This window comes from Enterobacter sp. CFEC122, from assembly GCF_052983755.1.
The window spans coordinates 1-17513 of the sequence record NZ_JBRIQR010000014.1 but is presented as its reverse complement, the minus strand read 5'-3'; the positions used below and the strand labels follow the sequence as shown (position 1 = coordinate 17513).

General features: G+C 50.3%; 21 protein-coding genes and 1 tRNA gene. 11 read left to right on the top strand and 11 right to left on the bottom strand.

Annotation, left to right across the window (positions count from 1 at the left end):
* Positions 1-33: 33 nt before the first annotated feature.
* The 5 genes from ACVCAM_RS11725 to ACVCAM_RS11705 all read left to right on the top strand — a co-directional run bounded on the left by ACVCAM_RS11725 (position 34) and on the right by ACVCAM_RS11705 (position 2573).
* Positions 34-330 (top strand): hypothetical protein, encoded by a 297-nt coding sequence (locus ACVCAM_RS11725; protein WP_320750735.1) that lies wholly within the window; start codon positions 34-36, stop codon positions 328-330.
* Positions 327-587, top strand: a complete 261-nt coding sequence (locus tag ACVCAM_RS11720) for a hypothetical protein (RefSeq protein WP_008500121.1) — start codon at positions 327-329, stop codon at positions 585-587. Before ACVCAM_RS11725 ends, ACVCAM_RS11720 begins: the two co-directional genes overlap by 4 nt.
* 448 nt (positions 588-1035) lie before the next feature.
* The gene (locus ACVCAM_RS11715; protein WP_008500120.1) at positions 1036-1491 is read left to right on the top strand and encodes a hypothetical protein; all 456 of its coding nucleotides are present in this window, start codon (positions 1036-1038) and stop codon (positions 1489-1491) included.
* Between the two features lie 295 nt (positions 1492-1786).
* Positions 1787-2137: a hypothetical protein gene (locus ACVCAM_RS11710; protein WP_025910661.1), complete on the top strand. Its 351-nt coding sequence runs from the start codon at positions 1787-1789 to the stop codon at positions 2135-2137.
* A gap of 184 nt (positions 2138-2321) precedes the next feature.
* A complete protein-coding gene (locus ACVCAM_RS11705) occupies positions 2322-2573 on the top strand; it encodes a hypothetical protein (RefSeq protein WP_025910659.1) in 252 nt (83 codons plus the stop codon).
* Positions 2574-2629: 56 nt separating this feature from the next.
* Here ACVCAM_RS11705 and ACVCAM_RS11700 read toward each other — a convergent pair whose 3' ends face one another.
* The 4 genes from ACVCAM_RS11700 to ACVCAM_RS11685 form a co-directional block, all read right to left on the bottom strand.
* A complete protein-coding gene (locus ACVCAM_RS11700; protein ID WP_046091941.1) occupies positions 2630-3718 on the bottom strand; it encodes an AAA family ATPase in 1089 nt (362 codons plus the stop codon).
* Positions 3719-3863: 145 nt separating this feature from the next.
* Positions 3864-4823 carry a YbgA family protein gene (locus ACVCAM_RS11695; protein WP_032675710.1) on the bottom strand — a complete coding sequence of 320 codons (960 nt, stop codon included), beginning with the start codon at positions 4821-4823 and terminating at the stop codon, positions 3864-3866.
* Between the two features lie 102 nt (positions 4824-4925).
* Positions 4926-5336, bottom strand: coding sequence for a hydroxyisourate hydrolase (gene uraH / locus ACVCAM_RS11690; protein WP_008500117.1), 411 nt, complete (start codon positions 5334-5336; stop codon positions 4926-4928).
* A gap of 99 nt (positions 5337-5435) precedes the next feature.
* Positions 5436-6161, bottom strand: a complete 726-nt coding sequence (locus ACVCAM_RS11685) for a MerR family transcriptional regulator (protein WP_008500116.1) — start codon at positions 6159-6161, stop codon at positions 5436-5438.
* A 117-nt stretch (positions 6162-6278) separates the two neighbouring features.
* Here ACVCAM_RS11685 and ACVCAM_RS11680 point away from each other — a divergent pair, with 117 nt between their 5' ends.
* The 3 genes from ACVCAM_RS11680 to ACVCAM_RS11670 all read left to right on the top strand — a co-directional run bounded on the left by ACVCAM_RS11680 (position 6279) and on the right by ACVCAM_RS11670 (position 8432).
* Positions 6279-6803 (top strand): lipocalin family protein, encoded by a 525-nt coding sequence (locus tag ACVCAM_RS11680; RefSeq protein ID WP_025910651.1) that lies wholly within the window; start codon positions 6279-6281, stop codon positions 6801-6803.
* 78 nt (positions 6804-6881) lie between these two features.
* On the top strand, positions 6882-7928 hold the full coding sequence (locus ACVCAM_RS11675; protein ID WP_059362236.1) for a class I SAM-dependent methyltransferase: 1047 nt from the start codon (positions 6882-6884) through the stop codon (positions 7926-7928).
* A gap of 66 nt (positions 7929-7994) precedes the next feature.
* Positions 7995-8432, top strand: coding sequence for an acetyltransferase (locus ACVCAM_RS11670; RefSeq protein ID WP_447093600.1), 438 nt, complete (start codon positions 7995-7997; stop codon positions 8430-8432).
* Between the two features lie 29 nt (positions 8433-8461).
* Here the strand turns inward: ACVCAM_RS11670 and ACVCAM_RS11665 are convergent, their stop codons facing one another.
* The 3 genes from ACVCAM_RS11665 to ACVCAM_RS11655 all read right to left on the bottom strand — a co-directional run bounded on the left by ACVCAM_RS11665 (position 8462) and on the right by ACVCAM_RS11655 (position 9878).
* Positions 8462-8761, bottom strand: coding sequence for a helix-turn-helix domain-containing protein (locus ACVCAM_RS11665; protein WP_045352829.1), 300 nt, complete (start codon positions 8759-8761; stop codon positions 8462-8464).
* Positions 8758-9108, bottom strand: coding sequence for a type II toxin-antitoxin system RelE/ParE family toxin (locus ACVCAM_RS11660; protein ID WP_139962929.1), 351 nt, complete (start codon positions 9106-9108; stop codon positions 8758-8760). The genes ACVCAM_RS11665 and ACVCAM_RS11660 overlap by 4 nt, the downstream gene beginning before the upstream one ends.
* Before the next feature lie 428 nt (positions 9109-9536).
* Positions 9537-9878, bottom strand: a complete 342-nt coding sequence (locus tag ACVCAM_RS11655) for a SymE family type I addiction module toxin (protein ID WP_407222930.1) — start codon at positions 9876-9878, stop codon at positions 9537-9539.
* A 124-nt stretch (positions 9879-10002) separates the two neighbouring features.
* On the opposite strand from ACVCAM_RS11655, the gene ACVCAM_RS11650 reads away from it, so the two are divergent.
* A complete protein-coding gene (locus ACVCAM_RS11650) occupies positions 10003-10194 on the top strand; it encodes a hypothetical protein (RefSeq protein ID WP_306699819.1) in 192 nt (63 codons plus the stop codon).
* A 2-nt stretch (positions 10195-10196) separates the two neighbouring features.
* Here ACVCAM_RS11650 and ACVCAM_RS11645 read toward each other — a convergent pair whose 3' ends face one another.
* The 4 genes from ACVCAM_RS11645 to ACVCAM_RS11630 all read right to left on the bottom strand — a co-directional run bounded on the left by ACVCAM_RS11645 (position 10197) and on the right by ACVCAM_RS11630 (position 13475).
* Positions 10197-10499, bottom strand: a complete 303-nt coding sequence (locus tag ACVCAM_RS11645) for a hypothetical protein (protein ID WP_306699803.1) — start codon at positions 10497-10499, stop codon at positions 10197-10199.
* A gap of 568 nt (positions 10500-11067) precedes the next feature.
* Positions 11068-12174 carry a DUF3696 domain-containing protein gene (locus tag ACVCAM_RS11640; RefSeq protein ID WP_306699802.1) on the bottom strand — a complete coding sequence of 369 codons (1107 nt, stop codon included), beginning with the start codon at positions 12172-12174 and terminating at the stop codon, positions 11068-11070.
* A 2-nt stretch (positions 12175-12176) separates the two neighbouring features.
* On the bottom strand, positions 12177-13277 hold the full coding sequence (locus ACVCAM_RS11635; RefSeq protein ID WP_306699801.1) for a DUF262 domain-containing protein: 1101 nt from the start codon (positions 13275-13277) through the stop codon (positions 12177-12179).
* 103 nt (positions 13278-13380) lie between these two features.
* A tRNA-Sec gene (locus tag ACVCAM_RS11630) sits at positions 13381-13475 on the bottom strand.
* Positions 13476-13765: 290 nt separating this feature from the next.
* On the opposite strand from ACVCAM_RS11630, the gene ACVCAM_RS11625 reads away from it, so the two are divergent.
* Both ACVCAM_RS11625 and yicI read left to right on the top strand, forming a co-directional pair.
* Entirely contained in the window at positions 13766-15157 is a 1392-nt protein-coding gene (locus ACVCAM_RS11625) for a glycoside-pentoside-hexuronide family transporter (protein ID WP_063453703.1), read from the top strand.
* 12 nt (positions 15158-15169) lie between these two features.
* Entirely contained in the window at positions 15170-17488 is a 2319-nt protein-coding gene (gene yicI, locus ACVCAM_RS11620) for an alpha-xylosidase (protein WP_407222934.1), read from the top strand.
* The last annotated feature ends 25 nt before the right edge of the window (positions 17489-17513 follow it).

The window sequence follows — 17513 nt, the reverse complement described above, 5'->3', positions numbered from 1 at the left end:
CTTCTCACTGACCAGCCCCCCGTTGATGCCATTATGCTGGGAATGGCATCTGCCGCAACTACGGGGAAAGGCTGGAAAGTATCAGCTGCAATCAATATTGGGACTGCGCTTGGCAGTGCGATTAAAAGGGAAGACCCGAGTAACACTCTGATAAGTCGTGGATTTGGAAGTGCGGCTGGTAGTTTAGGAGCAAAAGTTTTTGGTTCATTGTCTCCAGTAGCTGATCAAGTGACAAAGGATGTTATTGGTGTAGTAACAGGTTCTACTGCTTTTGAATTTCCAGGAAAAGTGGTAAAAGATGAGTTAAACAAACGGGAGAAGAAGCAATGAGCATCTTCAGTAAGGTTGGTATCTTTTGGCTTCTTTTCTTGGTTATGTACTGTACAGTTTTAGTCACTATTGTTCTTTTCGCATGCCAGTTCGGAGTGTCAATAATTTTCTATTTTAACGATGGTGAATTCTTTTTTTCATGGAAAAAGGCATTACATATCGCATTAATAAAAGGGGGTATTACAGGATTAATATTAGGTGTAGGGGTGTGGTTAAAAAACAAACTGCATGAGTATCGCTGGAAAAATAGTCGCTGAGAATAGATAGTATGAGTGAGATGCGAAAAAACAGCCCGCGGGCCTCGGCAAATTACGGCTGCTAACAACAATAATGGAGCAGCAAAATCAACTAAAAAAACGGTTAATATTTTTTATTTTGCTGGCGCTGATTTTAACAATGGAGATTATTGCTTTGTTAACTTATTTTTTTCAAAGTCTGTCTCTATTTCATTCGTAATATTCCTTTTGAGATAAATATTTTTGACTTAGTGAGGGTTATTAAGGGTGCTTCATTTGGTGGACTTGTTGTTGGTATAGGTTGTTAGTATCTTTCTTTTAAAAAAATTAATTATTGCGGATGATGATTTACTCGGCGGTAGCGAAGATGTTCAGGCCGCGACGATACGCCAGCATGGCGTTGATATGGCGTCTTGTTCCGACAATCCGAGTGGGGTTGTATGTCAGAAAGCAATGAAGGACTAATCAAATGATTTATCTGTTGTTAGGAATTGCGCTGTTCGCATTTTTCATCGGAACTGTCGTGTTTGTCCGTTTTAGTAAAGTGACGGGAAGAAGCGTTCAGTCACCTCTTACCACGATGTTTTTCTTTGATGCGCTCTTTTTTGGTCTGGGTAGTAAGCGAGACATGAACATCGCAGCATCTTCATTTATCGTCTTTCTAGTCAGTATCTGGGGATTAACTTATTTAAAATTAAGCACCCATTTTTGGGGAAGTCGCGAAAGTTATTTTGGTTTTGCGATCGCCGGAATTTTATTTCTGATTATGCATTGCCGCTATTGTGCAAAAAATGTCGTTATCAAAAATGATGGCCTGGCCCCCATGAGAGAGTTGATTAATATCCGGCGATCCGGCCTTACCAGCCCCTTTATATGGTTAAGCAGGGCCGGGTATCTGGGGTTCTTTATTGGCATGCTTCACTGAAGCGAGATGCGAAAAAACAGCCTCCGTTCCCATTGAGACTACCCCAGCCTCTCCACCGCGTCTCCCCCTCCGCCATCGAAGCTGGTAAGGCAGATCTGCGAGTAGAGGCGGGTCTCGGCGATTAAGCTCGCGAGGGCGGGCAGCATCTGCGGGGGCAGGCTGTTTTCCGGTTAGTTCAACGCGATATTCAATTGATAAACTAAAAGTGGCTGAAATATTCTATTTCTACGACCTAAAAAGAGGTTAGCACCAACAACACGGGTGAGGCGACCACTGGTCGAATAAAGAGTTTGTCATGGGGTTTCAGTATCCGCAGAGCTTTCTGAATGTTATAGATGAAGACTATCTTATTGATCTGGAACCTTGGTGGTTCCTGTGCGAGTTCGAGGGATATTCTCAGCAGTGGTTTGATGAAATTAAAAAGCAATACCCGGAACGAAATTTGATACCATTTGCAAAAAAGAGTGACTCTGACGATGTTGCTTGTTTTGACGGCCACTCTATATCAGGCGATCCTAACGTTTACTATGTTCATGCTTTTGCATCACCGGGGTGGGCGGACCATGGTGCAGTAGCTAACTTTAGCGCGTGGTTTGCAGCTGCAGAGAATGAATCTGCTGTGTATAAATCAGGGCAGAGAACTTAAATTCATTAACCACACACTGCTATCGGAAAGATAAAAATTATAGCCCTGTTCGTACATTTGCAGGCCTTTCATATCAACCACTGTTTAGCCCTGTACCAGACTCGGGAAAGGTATATATTGATGATATTTTTGGTTCTCTGAGAAGGGCGTTTTCGATAATGCCGATAAAGATGATGTGAACAAAATGACAAAAAATAAACCTACTCTCGCCAGGTTATTGTTCAGCATTGCCTACCTGTTTGTTTGCTGCCTGGCGTTTTTCTCTCTGGCCCTGATTGTCGTTAAATTCATCATCAGCCATGACGTTGTTTTTGACCGGTCAGATATTAAGCAGGTTGTCGTTGTAAGCGCTATTGCAGCAACCGCGGCAGGCGTCAGATCGTGGCTATATGCCTTACTCGATGAGCGCAAGATACGAAAGAAGCCCCCGGAGTAATGTCGAGTTTGGGACTGTGTTTCTTTTTGTTGGGCTTCTAAGGAAGAGAATGCGGCTTACCCCAGCCTCTCCACCCTCGTTTCCCCCTCAACCATCGACAGCTGATACAGCGAAAACGATCTCTGCTTCTCAATCAACGTCGCCAGCTCCGGCGAGTGGCTGGTGAGCCAGATCTGCGAGTAGCGGCTGGCCTCGGCGATTAAGCTCGCCAGGGCGGGCAGCATCTGCGGGTGCAGGCTGTTTTCCGGTTCGTTCAACGCGATAAACGCCGGTGGGCGCGGGCTGAGCAGCGCTACCGCCAGGCACAGAAAGCGCAGGGTGCCGTCGGAGAACTCTGCCGGTTCCAGCGGCCTGCTCAATCCCTCGCGCTGCATCATCATGCGAAAACGTCCGCCGGTGTTGTCGCTGTAAAACACGCAGCCGGGGAAGGCCTGGTCGAGGATGCGCATCAGCAGCAGCTCGTCGCCAATCTCCACAATGGTCTGAAACGCCGCCGCGAGATTGGCGCCGTCGCTGGCCAGCACCGGGGAGCGGAAACCGACCTGCGGGGCGCGCATCGCCGAGCCGATTGATACAGAAAACTCATGATAAAAGCGCCAGTTACGCAGGGACTCGCGCATCTGCGACACTTCCGGGTAAAGGTGCGGTTCGCCGAGCTGGCCGAATACCGATTCGTTCTCGTACAGCGTGCCGCTGTGGGTCACTTTCTCGTGATGCACGTTATTCAGAAACACCGCCTGATTCCTGCGCTTCATCAGCTGTGACGAAGGTCGACGGTGCTGGCCGCTCAGCCAGAGAGACTCTTCTTTGATCACCGGGTCGAGCTGAAACTGCGAGGGATAGGGCAGCTTCTCCACAAACCCGACCTGCAGCTCGTATTCGTAGCTCTCTGTTTCTACCGCCAGATTCATCCGCCGCAGCTGGTCGCTGCGGGTTTTGCCTGCCCAGAACACCTTCAGAATGCCGCCCTCGTTCGCCAGCGCCTGTGAAAACTGCCCCTGGGCGGCGCTGTGCATCAGGTGTATCGCCTTGTAGATATTCGATTTCCCGGTGCCGTTCGGCCCAAAAACAATGTTGAGCTGCTCCAGCTCCAGCGACATCTCGCGGATGGAGCGGTAGTTTTGGATATGCAGGGTGTGGATCACAGGCAGGCCCCTTTCGCAGAATAAGCCTGTATATAATCACAGTCTTTGAGATGAAATGCAAAAAAGAGACGACAGTGAGGATGTCGTCTAAACGGGGTACTGCTTTGGGCCTCTACGGGTCAATGGGGCCTTCGCATTTTTTTCATCACTTGACTGCCAGACGCAGACCCAAATCATCAGGATAGGGATCAAAGTAGTTTTGCGTCATCAGATACCGGTCGGGGTATTCGGCCAGGTAGTGCTTCAGCAGCGTGATCGGGGCGAGGATAGGCAACTGTCCGTTGCGATAATGCAGGATCACGTCGCGCAGTTCGCCGCGCTGGCGGGTGTTCAGCTGGTTACGAAAATACCCCTGAATATGCATCAGCACGTTGGTGTGATTCTTACGCGAAGCGGGTTTTTTCAGGATGGTCATCAGCTTTTCCCGGTACGCCACGAAGAAAGCGTCCAGGTCTTCCCACTCGTGCAGCGAGGCAACGAACGGGCCGATTTCACGGTAACCCGCCTGATGGTGCGCCAGCAGCTGGAGTTTGTAACGGCTGTGGAAGTCCAGCAGCGCGCGGCGCGTGAGGCCATTTTTACGCAGCGTGTTCAGTTCGTGCAGGGCAAAAACACGTTCGACAAAGTTTTCCCGCAGCACCGGATCGTGCAGGCGTCCGTCCTCTTCCACGGGCAGCCACGGCCAGGTTTCAAGGAGGGCGGCGGTGAACAGCCCGACCCCCTCCTTGCGGCCCCGGTTGCCGTTTTCATCATACAGCCGCACGCGTTCCATGCCGCAGCTTGGGGATTTAGCGCAGACGATAAACCCGGCGAGATCGCCGATTTTCGGCAAAAAATCTGCCGTAAAGTCCGCCATTTTCTGCGTAACGTCTTCGTGAGGCGCATGGCTAAAGCGCATCTGCGTTTCACCGCTGGTGGTCAAAATCAAACGCAGCGCAGGGCGAGGCGTCGGCAGGCCGATGGCCATTTCCGGACAGACGGGCCTGAAGTTCACCCACTGGGCCAGCTCATCCATGACGAAGCTCATACGCTTGTGTCCGCCGTCAAAGCGAACGGCGGATCCGGTCAAACATCCGCTAATACCGAGCACAGGTTTCGTTGTCATGGTGTGGTCCTCCCGTTCATATAATTAAAACTTACACAACATGACTAATTTGTCCAAGTATTCGCGGAACTATTTTTTTTATTCCTTTAGAATCAATGCGTCTTAGCTGCCCTTATAGGTCGAGTAACCGTACTGGCTCAGCAGAAGCGGGATGTGCAGCTTCTCGTTGGTGCGCGTCACGGTAAACAGCACCGGGATCTCCGGGAAGAAGGAGTCCAGCTTTTTGCCGTGGAAGTACTCTGCGGTTTTGAAGGTCACTTTATATACGCCAGGCTGCATGTCCTGATCCTGCGGATAGAGCGATTTGATGCGTCCGTCATGGTCGGTTTTACCGCTGGCAATCGGGGTCCATTTGTCCTGCTGCTGCTTCTCCAGTGTAACGCTCACGTCTGATGGCGGCATCCCGGTTTGCTGGTCGAGAATGTGGACGCTCAGCGTACCGGCAGGGGCGCTAAAGGCGGCAGGGGCAAAGGCCATTGAGGCCAGGATCAGCAGAGGGGCAGTTTTTTTCATGGTGTTTTCCTGTGGAGTTATTCGTCACAGGAAAACGTTAGCATTTGCGGCGCGGGAAAATATTCAACTTTTCGTGAAGATTCCCGCAGGAGAAAATGATCAGAGGATAATCACTTCAAGCGATACCTGCTGCTGCCACTGCTCCACCTGCTTTTTCCGCCCGGCGGTGAGTTTACCGCTGGTGACCAGCAGCCATTTTCGCTCCGGGAAAATGTCCGGAGCCAGGGCGTCTGGCGGAACTGGCAGAATGTCGATGCGGTGGCCCTGCCCGGTGCGCGTTAGGGCTTCGAGCCAGATCTCGCACGGGTCGTTCAGGTGCCAGCCGCTAAGCAGAATGTTATCGCCCGGCGCTTTTTTATCGCCTTCGAGGCAAAACGAGGTATAGGCGATGATGATGCCGTCGAGGATCGCGCGCAGGGTCATGGCGGCGGCCACGTTAGCCGAGACCTGGCGGCGCAGCGGGCGCAGCACGTTCGCGACCAGTTCGGGTCTTGGGTACTCGCGTCCGGCGTCGTAAATCATCTGGCGCAGGGACTCGACTTTGCCGTCCTGCAGGCGTTGCAGCATGTTCTGCTGCAGGGTTTGCCAGTTGTTGGTTCGGCCCGGCGTCGGGCGTTCCAGCAGCGGTTTGACCTGGCCGATCGGGACGCCTTTTTTTACCCAGTCGAGGATTTTGAGCGCCTGCTGGACGTCCTCATCGCTGTACTGGCGATGGCCGCCTTCCGTGCGCTGTGGCTTGAGTAAACCGTAGCGACGCTGCCACGCCCGCAGCGTGGTGGCGGTGATGCCGCTGAGTCTGGCGAATTCGCCGATGGAGTAAGCCATGTCCGTGTCCAGAGTGGAGGAATACTCTCAATATACTACGAATTTTCCCGAACGGGATGAAGCGCCGAAACGGTGCACTACACTTAACATCCAACCGTGCAAATGAAAGGAATTCTCATGAAGCTATGGCCCGTTGTGACCGGTGTTGCGATTGCTTTGACGCTGGTCGCGTGTAAATCTCCCACGCCGCCGAAAGGCGTGCAGCCTATTACCAACTTCGAAGCCAGCCGCTATCTCGGCAAATGGTACGAAGTCGCCCGTCTGGAAAACCGCTTCGAACGCGGCCTGGAGCAGGTGACGGCGACCTACGGCAAGCGCAGCGACGGCGGCATCAGCGTGCTTAACCGGGGGTACGATCCGGTGAAGAACAAGTGGAATGAGAGCGAAGGCAAAGCGTACTTTACCGGCGAGCCGACCACCGCCGCGCTGAAGGTCTCCTTCTTCGGCCCGTTCTACGGCGGGTATAACGTGATCAGACTCGACGATAAGTACCAGTATGCGCTGGTCAGCGGCCCGAACCGCGATTACCTGTGGATCCTGTCACGCACGCCGACCATCCCGGATGCGGTGAAGCAGGATTACCTGAACACCGCGCGCAATCTGGGCTTCCGGGTTGACCAGCTGGTGTGGGTGAAGCAATAAAAATCGTGCTTTCTTCCTGGGGCATTACTGGCTCGCCTGGATAGACTTCCGTTAAAAGCCCACCGGAGGGAAGACGACATGAACTGGCAGCCTTTTCGCGGCGATGCGCCGGAAAATATGACGATTTTCAGCGCGTCATTTCCCGACGTCAGCGACCAGTGGCCGATGAAAGACGATGCGGCCCGTGAGATCGCCTCCCTTGACCGCGCCCTGAAAGCCGAGCCAGCGCTCCGGCCGCCGAGGGTGGAATACGACGAAGGGGGGCAGGCCGTGCTTGTTCCGCAGAACCGCTATTCCGAACAGGCCTTCCGCAACCGTCCGGCGCTCACCGCGTGGCGCACCCGGCTGGTCCCCTCCGCGCTGGCGCTGTTTGTGGTGCAAAACCCGCTGGAGGACCGCCTGCCCGACGGCACAAAAATGGACAGCGACAGCCGCCAGTGGTTTATCCACGCTAACGATGCGATTGGCGTGCGCTCCCGCGCCCGGGTGCTGGCCGCGCTGGTGGATAAGTACATTCATAATGAAAGCGAGAACAACTGGGTCAGCCTGGCGAGCGGTGCCGCTATCCCCGTGCTGGAGGCGCTGCGCGAAGCAAAGCTTGATGGCCAGCAGGTCTATCTCACGCTGGTGGACAAAGACCCGGTGGCGCTCAGCTGGGCGGAAACCATGGCGGCGCAGGAAGGCATTGTGGTGGGCGAACAGCTGACGCTGCTCAGGCGCAACCTGCTCCATACGCTGGTGCGTAACGAGGACCTGCTGCTGGAGCTGGGCGAGCATCAGGCCGAACTGGTCGACGCGCTGGGGATTTTCGAATACTTCAACGATACCGACGCGGTGATTTTTCTCCAGCGCGCGCTGCGGCTGGTCAAACCCGGCGGCGCGGTGATTGTGTCGAACATGCTCACCAGCAGCCCGCAGATTGACTTTGTGCTGCGGGGCATCGGCTGGGAGGATATTCACCCGAGGTCGTTACAGCAGCTGCAGGACATCCACCTCGCTGCGGGCGTGCCGGTGGAAAACGTCACCGTGGTGGTGCCGAAGGACGGGGTGTATGCGGTGATGGAGATTAGGGTAGGGGATGAAAAACCGCACGGTCAGTTCCCTCTCCCTGTGGGAGAGGGTTAGGGTGAGGGGGAGCAGGCCGCATAGAGTGATTTGCATTAGTAGAATTTTCCAATCATGATCTCCCCCATGAAAATTGAAACCGCACTCCTCACACACTTCGAACGTCTGGTCGCGATTTGGGAATCCTCCGTCCGCGCCACCCATCACTTTTTACAGGAAAGCGATATTGCGGCGCTGCGCCCGCTATTGCTCAACGCGTATTTGCCAAACCTCACGGTCATGATAGCCCGCGATGACGCAGGCGTTATTCACGGCTTTTTAGGCGTGGATGAAAACCGCATTGAAATGCTGTTTGTTGATGATGCGAGCCGGGGGAAGGGCGTCGGGAAATTGCTGCTGCAACACGCCATCGCAGCGTTCGGCGCGAACGAAGTGGATGTGAATGAGCAGAACCCGCAGGGCGTGGGATTTTATCGCCATATGGGGTTTGATCAGGTCGGACGCTCGGAACTGGACGGGCAGGGGAATCCGTTTCCGTTGCTGCATATGCGGTTGGCTAAGTGAATATTCACTTAACGCAGGAATCACGCTTGTTAGATATGAAATGCAACGCGTTTTCCTGTGGGAAGTTCAACGTCGATACAGAGTTTCCCACCCATTGCCTCGATGTAACGCTTAAGCGTGGCAATTTTTAGTTCATTTCCACGTTGCTCTATCTGAGTTACTGCGGGCTGGCTCACCCCCATCAGGTCGGCAACTTTTTTTTGCGAAAGCCTGAGCTCTTCACGTAAAAGTTGCAGACCCGTTTCGAGGATCATTTCCTCTGCCATCTCTTTAATACGTTGTTGGCTTTCCGGTGAACGTGACGCAATCACTTCATTTAAGGTTTTCACTTGGCTGCCTCTTGGCTTGTCAGATGAAGGGAAAATTCGGCATCTGCGATGCGAATCATTTTTTCATAAAAGGTTTTGTCGTTACTCTTATCGCCCGCGCAAAGCACAATGGCCTGACGTACAGGATCAAATGCGAAGAAAGCACGAACAGGACGACCAGCATATTGAATACGTAATTCTTTCATATGCTTATACCGTGAGCCTTTAACCGTATCTGCATAGGGACGAGGAAGACGTGGCCCATAGTGTTGCAGATTTAGCAGGTCTGCCAGTACCTTATCCTGTAATCCTTCTTCTTGTTCAAACAACCACTGCTCGAATACCTTTCCGAACCGAATCGTCCACATGCTTTCGTCCATGATAAGCTGTAGCTTATAAAAAGAATATAAGCTGTAGTTAATAAATGCAATGGCAGTCATCGACAGCCAGGCTGTTAGTGGCAGGAGTATGACAAAGAGGGGATTTCAAACGGATCGTGCAATTAAGAAATTGCGAGGCGCTTTCCAGCGTTTTCTCATTCATGCTGGAGAGTGAGGCTGGCGTTCGTTCGTGACGAACCTTTTGATCTGGTATTACTGGGGCGTTTGAGGGGTCCTGGTGGAACTGGGCGCCTCGGGAGAGCGGTACCCGTTATGGTTAACTATCTTTCTGAAAACCTGATGTTTCCCTTCAGGCGAACTATCCGGGATTTCCGGATAGTAGAATGTTAATCATTTTCTCCTGCCGGATAATGGATGACATCATTATCAGTAATGCCGCCTCCATATTCTCAACGTTAAGCTCGGTGGTTTGTACTCACGTTTGCGAGCCGCTTTCCAGGACGCGGAGTTTGAATCGCCGCAAGCGCATCCTCTATCTCAATGAGCTTTGCCTTCGTCCGTTTATAATCGTCCTGCAAACGCTGCTCCTGCTCGTTATACGCCACCAGAACGATGCATCCTTTCATGACCTTTACCGTGACCTGCTGTCCGGTATCAAAACCCGCCGCGCGCAGCCACTTGCCGGAAAGGATGATTTTCGGCGTGGATTTGTCGAAAACATTCGGGTGGTATCCCACAATTAACGAACGCTCGGTTCCGGATTGGTCGGGGTCTGGGGCTGAATGCGAATCAGCCATAATCAACTCCTTGATAGTTGGTGAGGTTTGACGCTCCGGTTGTGTTCCCGCACATTGGGGCGTTGCTAATACAGGAGGTTTGGTGGCCTGCTATAAGTTCCGGAGTAGATGGATAGGTGGCCTCATATCAATCATATCGGGCGAAAAAAAACCAAAAGGTTGCGGGCAGTCTCTGCAGTTTAAGATGCGAATTGATCCGGCATTGAAGGAACAGTTGGATGCTGTGGCCGCTGTGGAAGGAGTGAGCCTCGCCAACTGGTTGAAGGAGTTGGCGAGAGAGGCACTCAAGAGAAAAGGCATTTCTCCTAAAGGGTAATTCTATAAGCGTATGTTATGCCTTCGAGTTGTGTCTCTTGGTTTGGTTTGTGTGCCTTCAAAATCAATTTCACATATATGATTGCCATTATTATCCAAAACCTCGAATCTACCGTGGTTAATATCTGTTGAAATATATATATTATTCTCTGGGTTAAAATATATATCGCGAATAATAGACCCAGTTCTGTTACGGCTTGATATATCTTGCATAAATTCATAACCACAGCACTCTGCGACAAGCTTTGCCATTGAGCGAATATTTGTTATCTTAACATTTGGATCATTTATTTCCTGTAAATACATGCTATAAATATCCTTTGGAATAAAGTGCTTAACTGAAGTGGCATGGCAAAGGTAACCTTCTTGTTTTTTTTATTTATAACGATTTTTTTTATTAAAGGCTCCCATGTATTAATTCCATTAATAAATGTTTCGAAATTAGTTGTCGGACAGTTAAAATGGTTGCTTATGACGGAGTTATTTGTTAATGGAATAATGTTGTTAACCCAATAAGGTTCACTGTGTAGAGACAAAATAATACAATCATTATTATTCATTGCTAAATAGGTATCAAAAGCATTGAAGAAAGAGTTCTTACCTTCATGAAAATAGTTTCTGGGATATTCGCCAAGATAAGTTGTGCTATCTGTTAGAATTGTGATCAATAAAGATTTTAAATCAATGTCTGTAATTTGAGTAATAGCCTGCTTTAATGATGTATTATTTTGAATTATGTAATTTGGATTGTTAAATGGTACGCATAAAAGGAATTTACCCTCTATTAGGTTCAAGAATTCCATTGTCTTTTTTAAGGAATCTTGGCTTCCTAGCAAAGATTGTAAAGATGTAATAGATAGTGAATTTAAATATATCATAATAATTTAAATAATGAGTTTTGCCATTCGTCAAAAAAACCCGCGGGGGCGCTTTTTATTTTTCCATCTTCATGCAGTTCAACTGAGCTAATTATAGTTGAAAGATTTTGACTTGATGATTCACCCTCTAGCTTTTTATCAAAATAATATATTGACAAGTTTGTTTTTTTTACAATGCCATCTTTTAGGGCCAGACGAACTCCATTGAAAAAATGATCGCTATGTGATTCAATAATAAGTTGAATTCCTGCCTTAGCTGCGACGGCACATAAATAACCTAACTTTGTCTGGCCTGTCGGATGTATGTGTGCTTCAGGGTTTTCTATAAGAATAACGTCATTTTTCTTTGATGTAAGCAATAGGGTGATTATGGGTAAGCAATAGCTAATTCCAAATCCAAAGTTTTTGGGCGTAACTTTATTAAACAGAGTTGAACTATAATATACTGCAGACATACTTGATGCCCTAATTTTTTGATTTGAACTAAACTCTAATATAATACCAGGAGAGATTTCCTTCATCCACTCATTGATATTGGTCAATAAATTACCCTCTATTCCCTCTGCCTTTTTAGAGTTAGGATGTATTAAATCTTTAGTTGACACGTTTTGATTTCTATTTTCAAATATGTAACTAACAGTATTTTCACCATTTTTACCAAGATGATGTTTATTACTACCAAGTTCATAGGAAAATTCTGCACCCATTCTTTCAGCAGCTAAATATTTTATTTTTTTTAATAATCTAGTTAAAAAACTTTTATTTCCATCTAAAGTTATAAAAGCATAGTCTTGATCTAAAATTGTATCAGGTTCATTAATAGACATTGAGAATGATTCTTTGCTATTTAATGTTAAACCTATTTCTATTTTATTTTCACTATAAAATTGATGAAGAGCATCTTCTATAGTACCCAATTCAACAAGATGCTCATTAAGTGAAAGTGTTTTTTTAGAAATATTAATTTGCTTCAGTAATAGTATGCTTTGTAATAATGTAGATTTGCCGGAGCTATTGATTCCCGTTATCAAGTTTAAAGACGATAGTTTTAATGATTCATCTTTAATAGATTTGAAATTTTTAATTTTTAATTCAGTTATCACGTTCAATCCTTAAATATCTCAGATGCTTTTGTTAACCGATATATCACATTATCTTGGCGGCTTGTGGCATTACTGATTGATTTTTTGAAGCGTTCTTGTTTAAGACATTGCTCATATTTTTCCTTAAATCTGGTCTTATCTTTAATGGAAATTTTATTTTTATTTGAAAACTGAACTTGTGAAGCGGCATAAATAAGAGAATCGAACAGTCCTTTATTAAAGACACTGCGGTCCGTTGTTTTGTTCTTAAAGCAGTCAGGGCCTAACATTTTTATACAAAATTCAAAGTTAGCCTTGAATTCATCATATATAAATTTAAGTTCTTTCTCATTAAGCTTGCTTAAAGCTTTAATTGAGTGATCTAAAAAAAGTTTTAAATTACTACCTTGTGGATATTTTGAGTAACCAAAGCAAGAAAATGAAATTGCTCTTAAAACTGTTTCTTGGGCATCCATACGATCATCATTTATATTTATTTTATTTTTTTTTAGAATTTCAGTGACAGCTTGTTTTAATAGTTTAACAACACCACCCTGATATAAAGCATGTCGAACCTCTTGATCACGAAGGGTTAAATTTGTTGTGTTAATTCTTTCAAATATCCGATATTTTATTTCAAAGGGAGTGTTGGGATAAACAAGATGCAGTTGTAATTGACTCGCTTTAAAATTACGAATTAAATGTCGAGGTATTTCATCGTAGTATTTTCCATTTAACTCAGTGAAAAAATCGAGCTCCTGTAATTTCAATTTGCGATTTTTGAGATCACCAAAACAAAATTTTCGTAGAGCTGAAAGTCTTTGTAAACCATCGATTACTTCCCAGTGGATTTTCTCAGGGTTATTGTCTAAATAAACAATATTAAAGTAAAAAGGTGGGATGGGTAATTTCAAAAATAGAGATTCGATAAATTTACTCATGCGACCATCATCCCACAAGTCAGATGACCGTTGAAAATCCGTGTTGAGGTTTATTTCATTGTATTCAAGCATTTCAAGAATTTGATCGCAACTATAATTCTCTTGTTTGACATTTATCTCTGCTGGATTAAATGTCAATAAAGATTCTTTCTCAGCTTTTTCATATAGGCGTATATAATCCATAATCTAACCCTTTATTAAATTTATAAGAGTGTAGCAGTATTTATTATTTAGGACAACGCAACAATGAGTTATAAAATAATTAATGTAGGGAGGAGAACATTTTTGGCGGAAGATCACAGGAGTCGAACCTGCCCGGGAACGCTGGCGTCCCCAACTGGATTTGAAGTCCAGCCACCTCACCGGAGATGACGATCTTCCGCGCCTGCATTGCTACATGGAGGCGGGGCGCATTATAGCTACTTTCAGGCATTTACCACATACCCCACACCACTTTTTTCACCTCTCTTTTGACCTGTACCCCCCTGTTTCAGTTAATTCCTAAGAAAATCCTCATGTTAGCCCTTCGTGCTCTCCAATATTTACCGCGATCACAAAAAACAAGAAACGTAATCTGCTAACCAGAAAACGCAATACCCGCTCAAGAAACAATGGTTTAAAAACACTGTAACCGGTCTCAGCGCCCCCTACAGCGTGAAGGATAAAAAAAGATGAGCGAAGTACTGTCAGTAAAAGAGAAGATTGGCTACGGCATGGGAGACGCCGCCAGCCACATCATTTTTGATAACGTCATGTTGTACATGATGTTTTTCTACACCGACATTTTCGGCATTCCCGCCGGGTTTGTCGGCACCATGTTCCTGCTGGCCCGCGCGCTGGATGCGATCTCCGACCCGTGCATGGGGCTGATTGCCGATCGCACCCGCAGCCGCTGGGGCAAGTTCCGCCCGTGGATTTTGTTCGGTGCGATACCGTTCGGCATCGTCTGCGTGCTGGCCTACACCACGCCGGACCTCAGCCTTAACGGCAAAATGGTTTACGCCGCCGTTACCTACACCCTGCTGACCCTGCTCTATACCGTGGTCAACATTCCTTACTGCGCGCTGGGCGGCGTGATCACCAGTGACCCGACGCAGCGTATCTCCCTTCAGTCCTGGCGCTTCGTGCTGGCGACGGCGGGCGGCATGCTCTCCACGGTGCTGATGATGCCGCTGGTGAAGCTGATTGGCGGCGACGATAAGGCGTTCGGCTTCCAGGGTGGGATTGCCGTGCTGTCGGTGGTCGCGTTCCTGATGCTGGCGTTCTGCTTCTTCACCACCAAAGAGCGCATCCAGGTGCCGCCGAGCACCACCTCCATGCGGGAAGACCTGCGCGACATCTGGCACAACGACCAGTGGCGCATCGTCGGCGTGCTGACCATCCTCAACATCCTCGCCGTCTGCGTGCGCGGCGGCGCGATGATGTACTACTGCACCTGGATCATGGGCTCGCCGGAAGTGTTCGTCGCGTTCCTCACCACCTACTGCGTCGGCAACCTGATTGGCTCCGCGCTGGCGAAACCGCTCACCGACTGGAAGTGCAAGGTCAGCATCTTCTGGTGGACCAACGCCGCGCTGGCGGTGGTCAGCGTGGCGATGTTCTTCGTGCCGATGCATGCCACGGTGCTGATGTTCGCCTTTATCTTCGTAATCGGCGTGCTGCACCAGCTGGTGACGCCGATCCAGTGGGTCATGATGTCCGATACCGTCGACTACGGTGAATGGACCAACGGCAAGCGCCTGACCGGCATCAGCTTTGCAGGCACGCTGTTCGTGCTGAAGCTGGGTCTGGCGCTGGGCGGGGCGATGATCGGCTGGATGCTGGCAGGCGGCGGCTACGACGCGGCGGCCAAAACCCAGAACAGCGCGACCATCAGCATCATTATCGGCCTGTTTACCCTGGCCCCGGCGGTCTGCTATGTGCTGAGCGCCATCATCGCCAAACGCTACTACACGCTGAAAACCCCCTTCCTGACCAAAATCCTGGGCGAGCTGGCACAGGGCGCGCGCCGTAATCAGCAGGAATTTGAAACCCTGCCGGTCAGCAAAGAATTGCAGAACTAAGAGGACGAAAGCATGAAAATCAGTGATGGAAACTGGCTTATTCAACCGGGCCTGAACGTGACCTGTCCGGTTCAGGTGTTCGACGTGGAGCAGCAGGGCAATGACCTGGTGGTGTATGTGGCGCCGCGTGACGTGCGCGAACGCACCTGGCAGCTCGACACGTTGATGTTCACGGTGCGCCTGTTTGCTCCACAGGAAGGGATTGTCGGGGTGCGCATCGAGCACTTCCAGGGCGCGCTGAACAACGGCCCGCACTATCCGCTGAACGTTCTGAAAGACGTGAAGGTAGAGATCGAAAACAACGCCGATTTTGCCGAGCTGAAAAGCGGCAGCGTCAGCGTGCGCGTTACCAAAGGCGAGTTCTGGGCGCTGGATTTCCTGCGCAACGGCCAGCGCATTACCGGCAGCCAGCTGAAAAACAACGGCTACGTGCAGGACAGCAATACCCACCGCAATTACGTGTTCGAACGTCTGGATCTGGGCGTGGGGGAAACGGTCTACGGCCTGGGCGAGCGCTTTACCGCGCTGGTGCGCAACGGCCAGACGGTCGAAACCTGGAACCGCGATGGCGGCACCAGCACCGAGCAGTCCTATAAAAATATCCCGTTCTACCTGACCAACCGCGGCTACGGCGTGCTGGTGAATCACCCGGAAAACGTCTCGTTTGAAGTGGGCTCCGAGAAAGTCTCTAAGGTGCAGTTCAGCGTGGAAGGCGAATATCTTGAGTACTTCGTGATCGACGGCCCGACGCCGAAAGAAGTGCTGAACCGCTATACCCGCTTCACCGGGCGTCCGGCGCTGCCGCCTGCCTGGTCGTTCGGCCTGTGGCTCACCACCTCGTTCACCACCAATTACGACGAAGCGACGGTGAACAGCTTTATCGACGGCATGGCCGAACGGGACCTGCCGCTGCACGTGTTCCACTTTGACTGCTTCTGGATGAAGGCCTTCCAGTGGTGCGACTTCGAGTGGGATCCGGTGACCTTCCCGGACTCTGAAGGCATGATCCGCCGCCTGAAGGAGAAAGGGCTGAAGGTCTGCGTGTGGATTAACCCATACATCGGCCAGAAATCCCCGATCTTCCGGGAGCTGAGAGAGAGGGGCTATTTGCTCAAGCGTCCGGACGGCTCCCTGTGGCAGTGGGACAAATGGCAGCCGGGGCTGGCGATTTACGACTTCACCAACCCGGACGCGTGCAGGTGGTATGCCGACAAGCTGAAAGGGCTGGTGGATATCGGCGTCGACTGCTTTAAGACCGACTTCGGCGAGCGCATCCCGACCGACGTCCAGTGGTTCGACGGGTCCGATCCGCAGAAGATGCACAACCATTACGCCTACATCTACAACGAGCTGGTGTGGAACGTGCTGAAAGAGACGGTGGGTGAAGAAGAGGCGGTGCTGTTTGCCCGCTCGGCGTCCGTGGGTGCGCAACAGTTCCCGGTTCACTGGGGCGGCGACTGCTACGCCAACTATGAGTCGATGGCCGAAAGCCTGCGCGGTGGGCTGTCGATTGGCCTGTCCGGCTTCGGGTTCTGGAGCCACGATATCGGCGGGTTCGAAAACACCGCCCCGGCGCACGTCTACAAGCGCTGGTGCGCGTTCGGGCTGTTTTCCAGCCACAGCCGCCTGCACGGCAGCAAATCCTACCGCGTGCCGTGGGCGTACGATGACGAGTCCTGCGACGTGGTGCGCCACTTCACCCAGCTGAAGTGTCAGCTGATGCCGTACCTGTACCGTCAGGCGGCGCTGGCCCGCGAGTTCGGCACGCCGATGCTGCGGGCGATGATGCTGGAGTTCCCGGACGATCCGGCGTGTGACTATCTTGACCGTCAGTACATGCTGGGGGATGCCCTGATGGTCGCTCCGGTGTTCTCCGAGGCGGGGGACGTGCAGTTCTACCTGCCGGAAGGGCACTGGACGCACCTGTGGCACAACGACGAAATTCAGGGCAGCCGCTGGCATAAGCAGCAGCACGATTTCATGAGCCTGCCGGTCTACGTGCGCGACAACACGCTGCTGGCGCTGGGTAACAATAACCAGAAGCCAGACTACGCGTGGCACGAGGGGACGGCCTTCCAGCTGTTTAACCTGGACGATGGCGCAACGGCGGTAAGCGAAGTGCCTGCGGCGAACGGCGCGGTGGCGTTTACGCTGAAGGCGTCACGTCGGGGCGACATCGTGACCTTTACCGGCGCGGGAGACGCGCAAAACTGGTCGGTGTGTTTGCGCAACGTGCAGAAAGTGCGCGGCGTGAAGGGCGGCTCGCACGCGGGTAGCGAGTGGGGCGTGGTGGTGAAAGCCGAGGGGGATGAGGTGGTGGTTCAGCTCTGAGGTGGAAAATGCCCGGTGGCGCTGC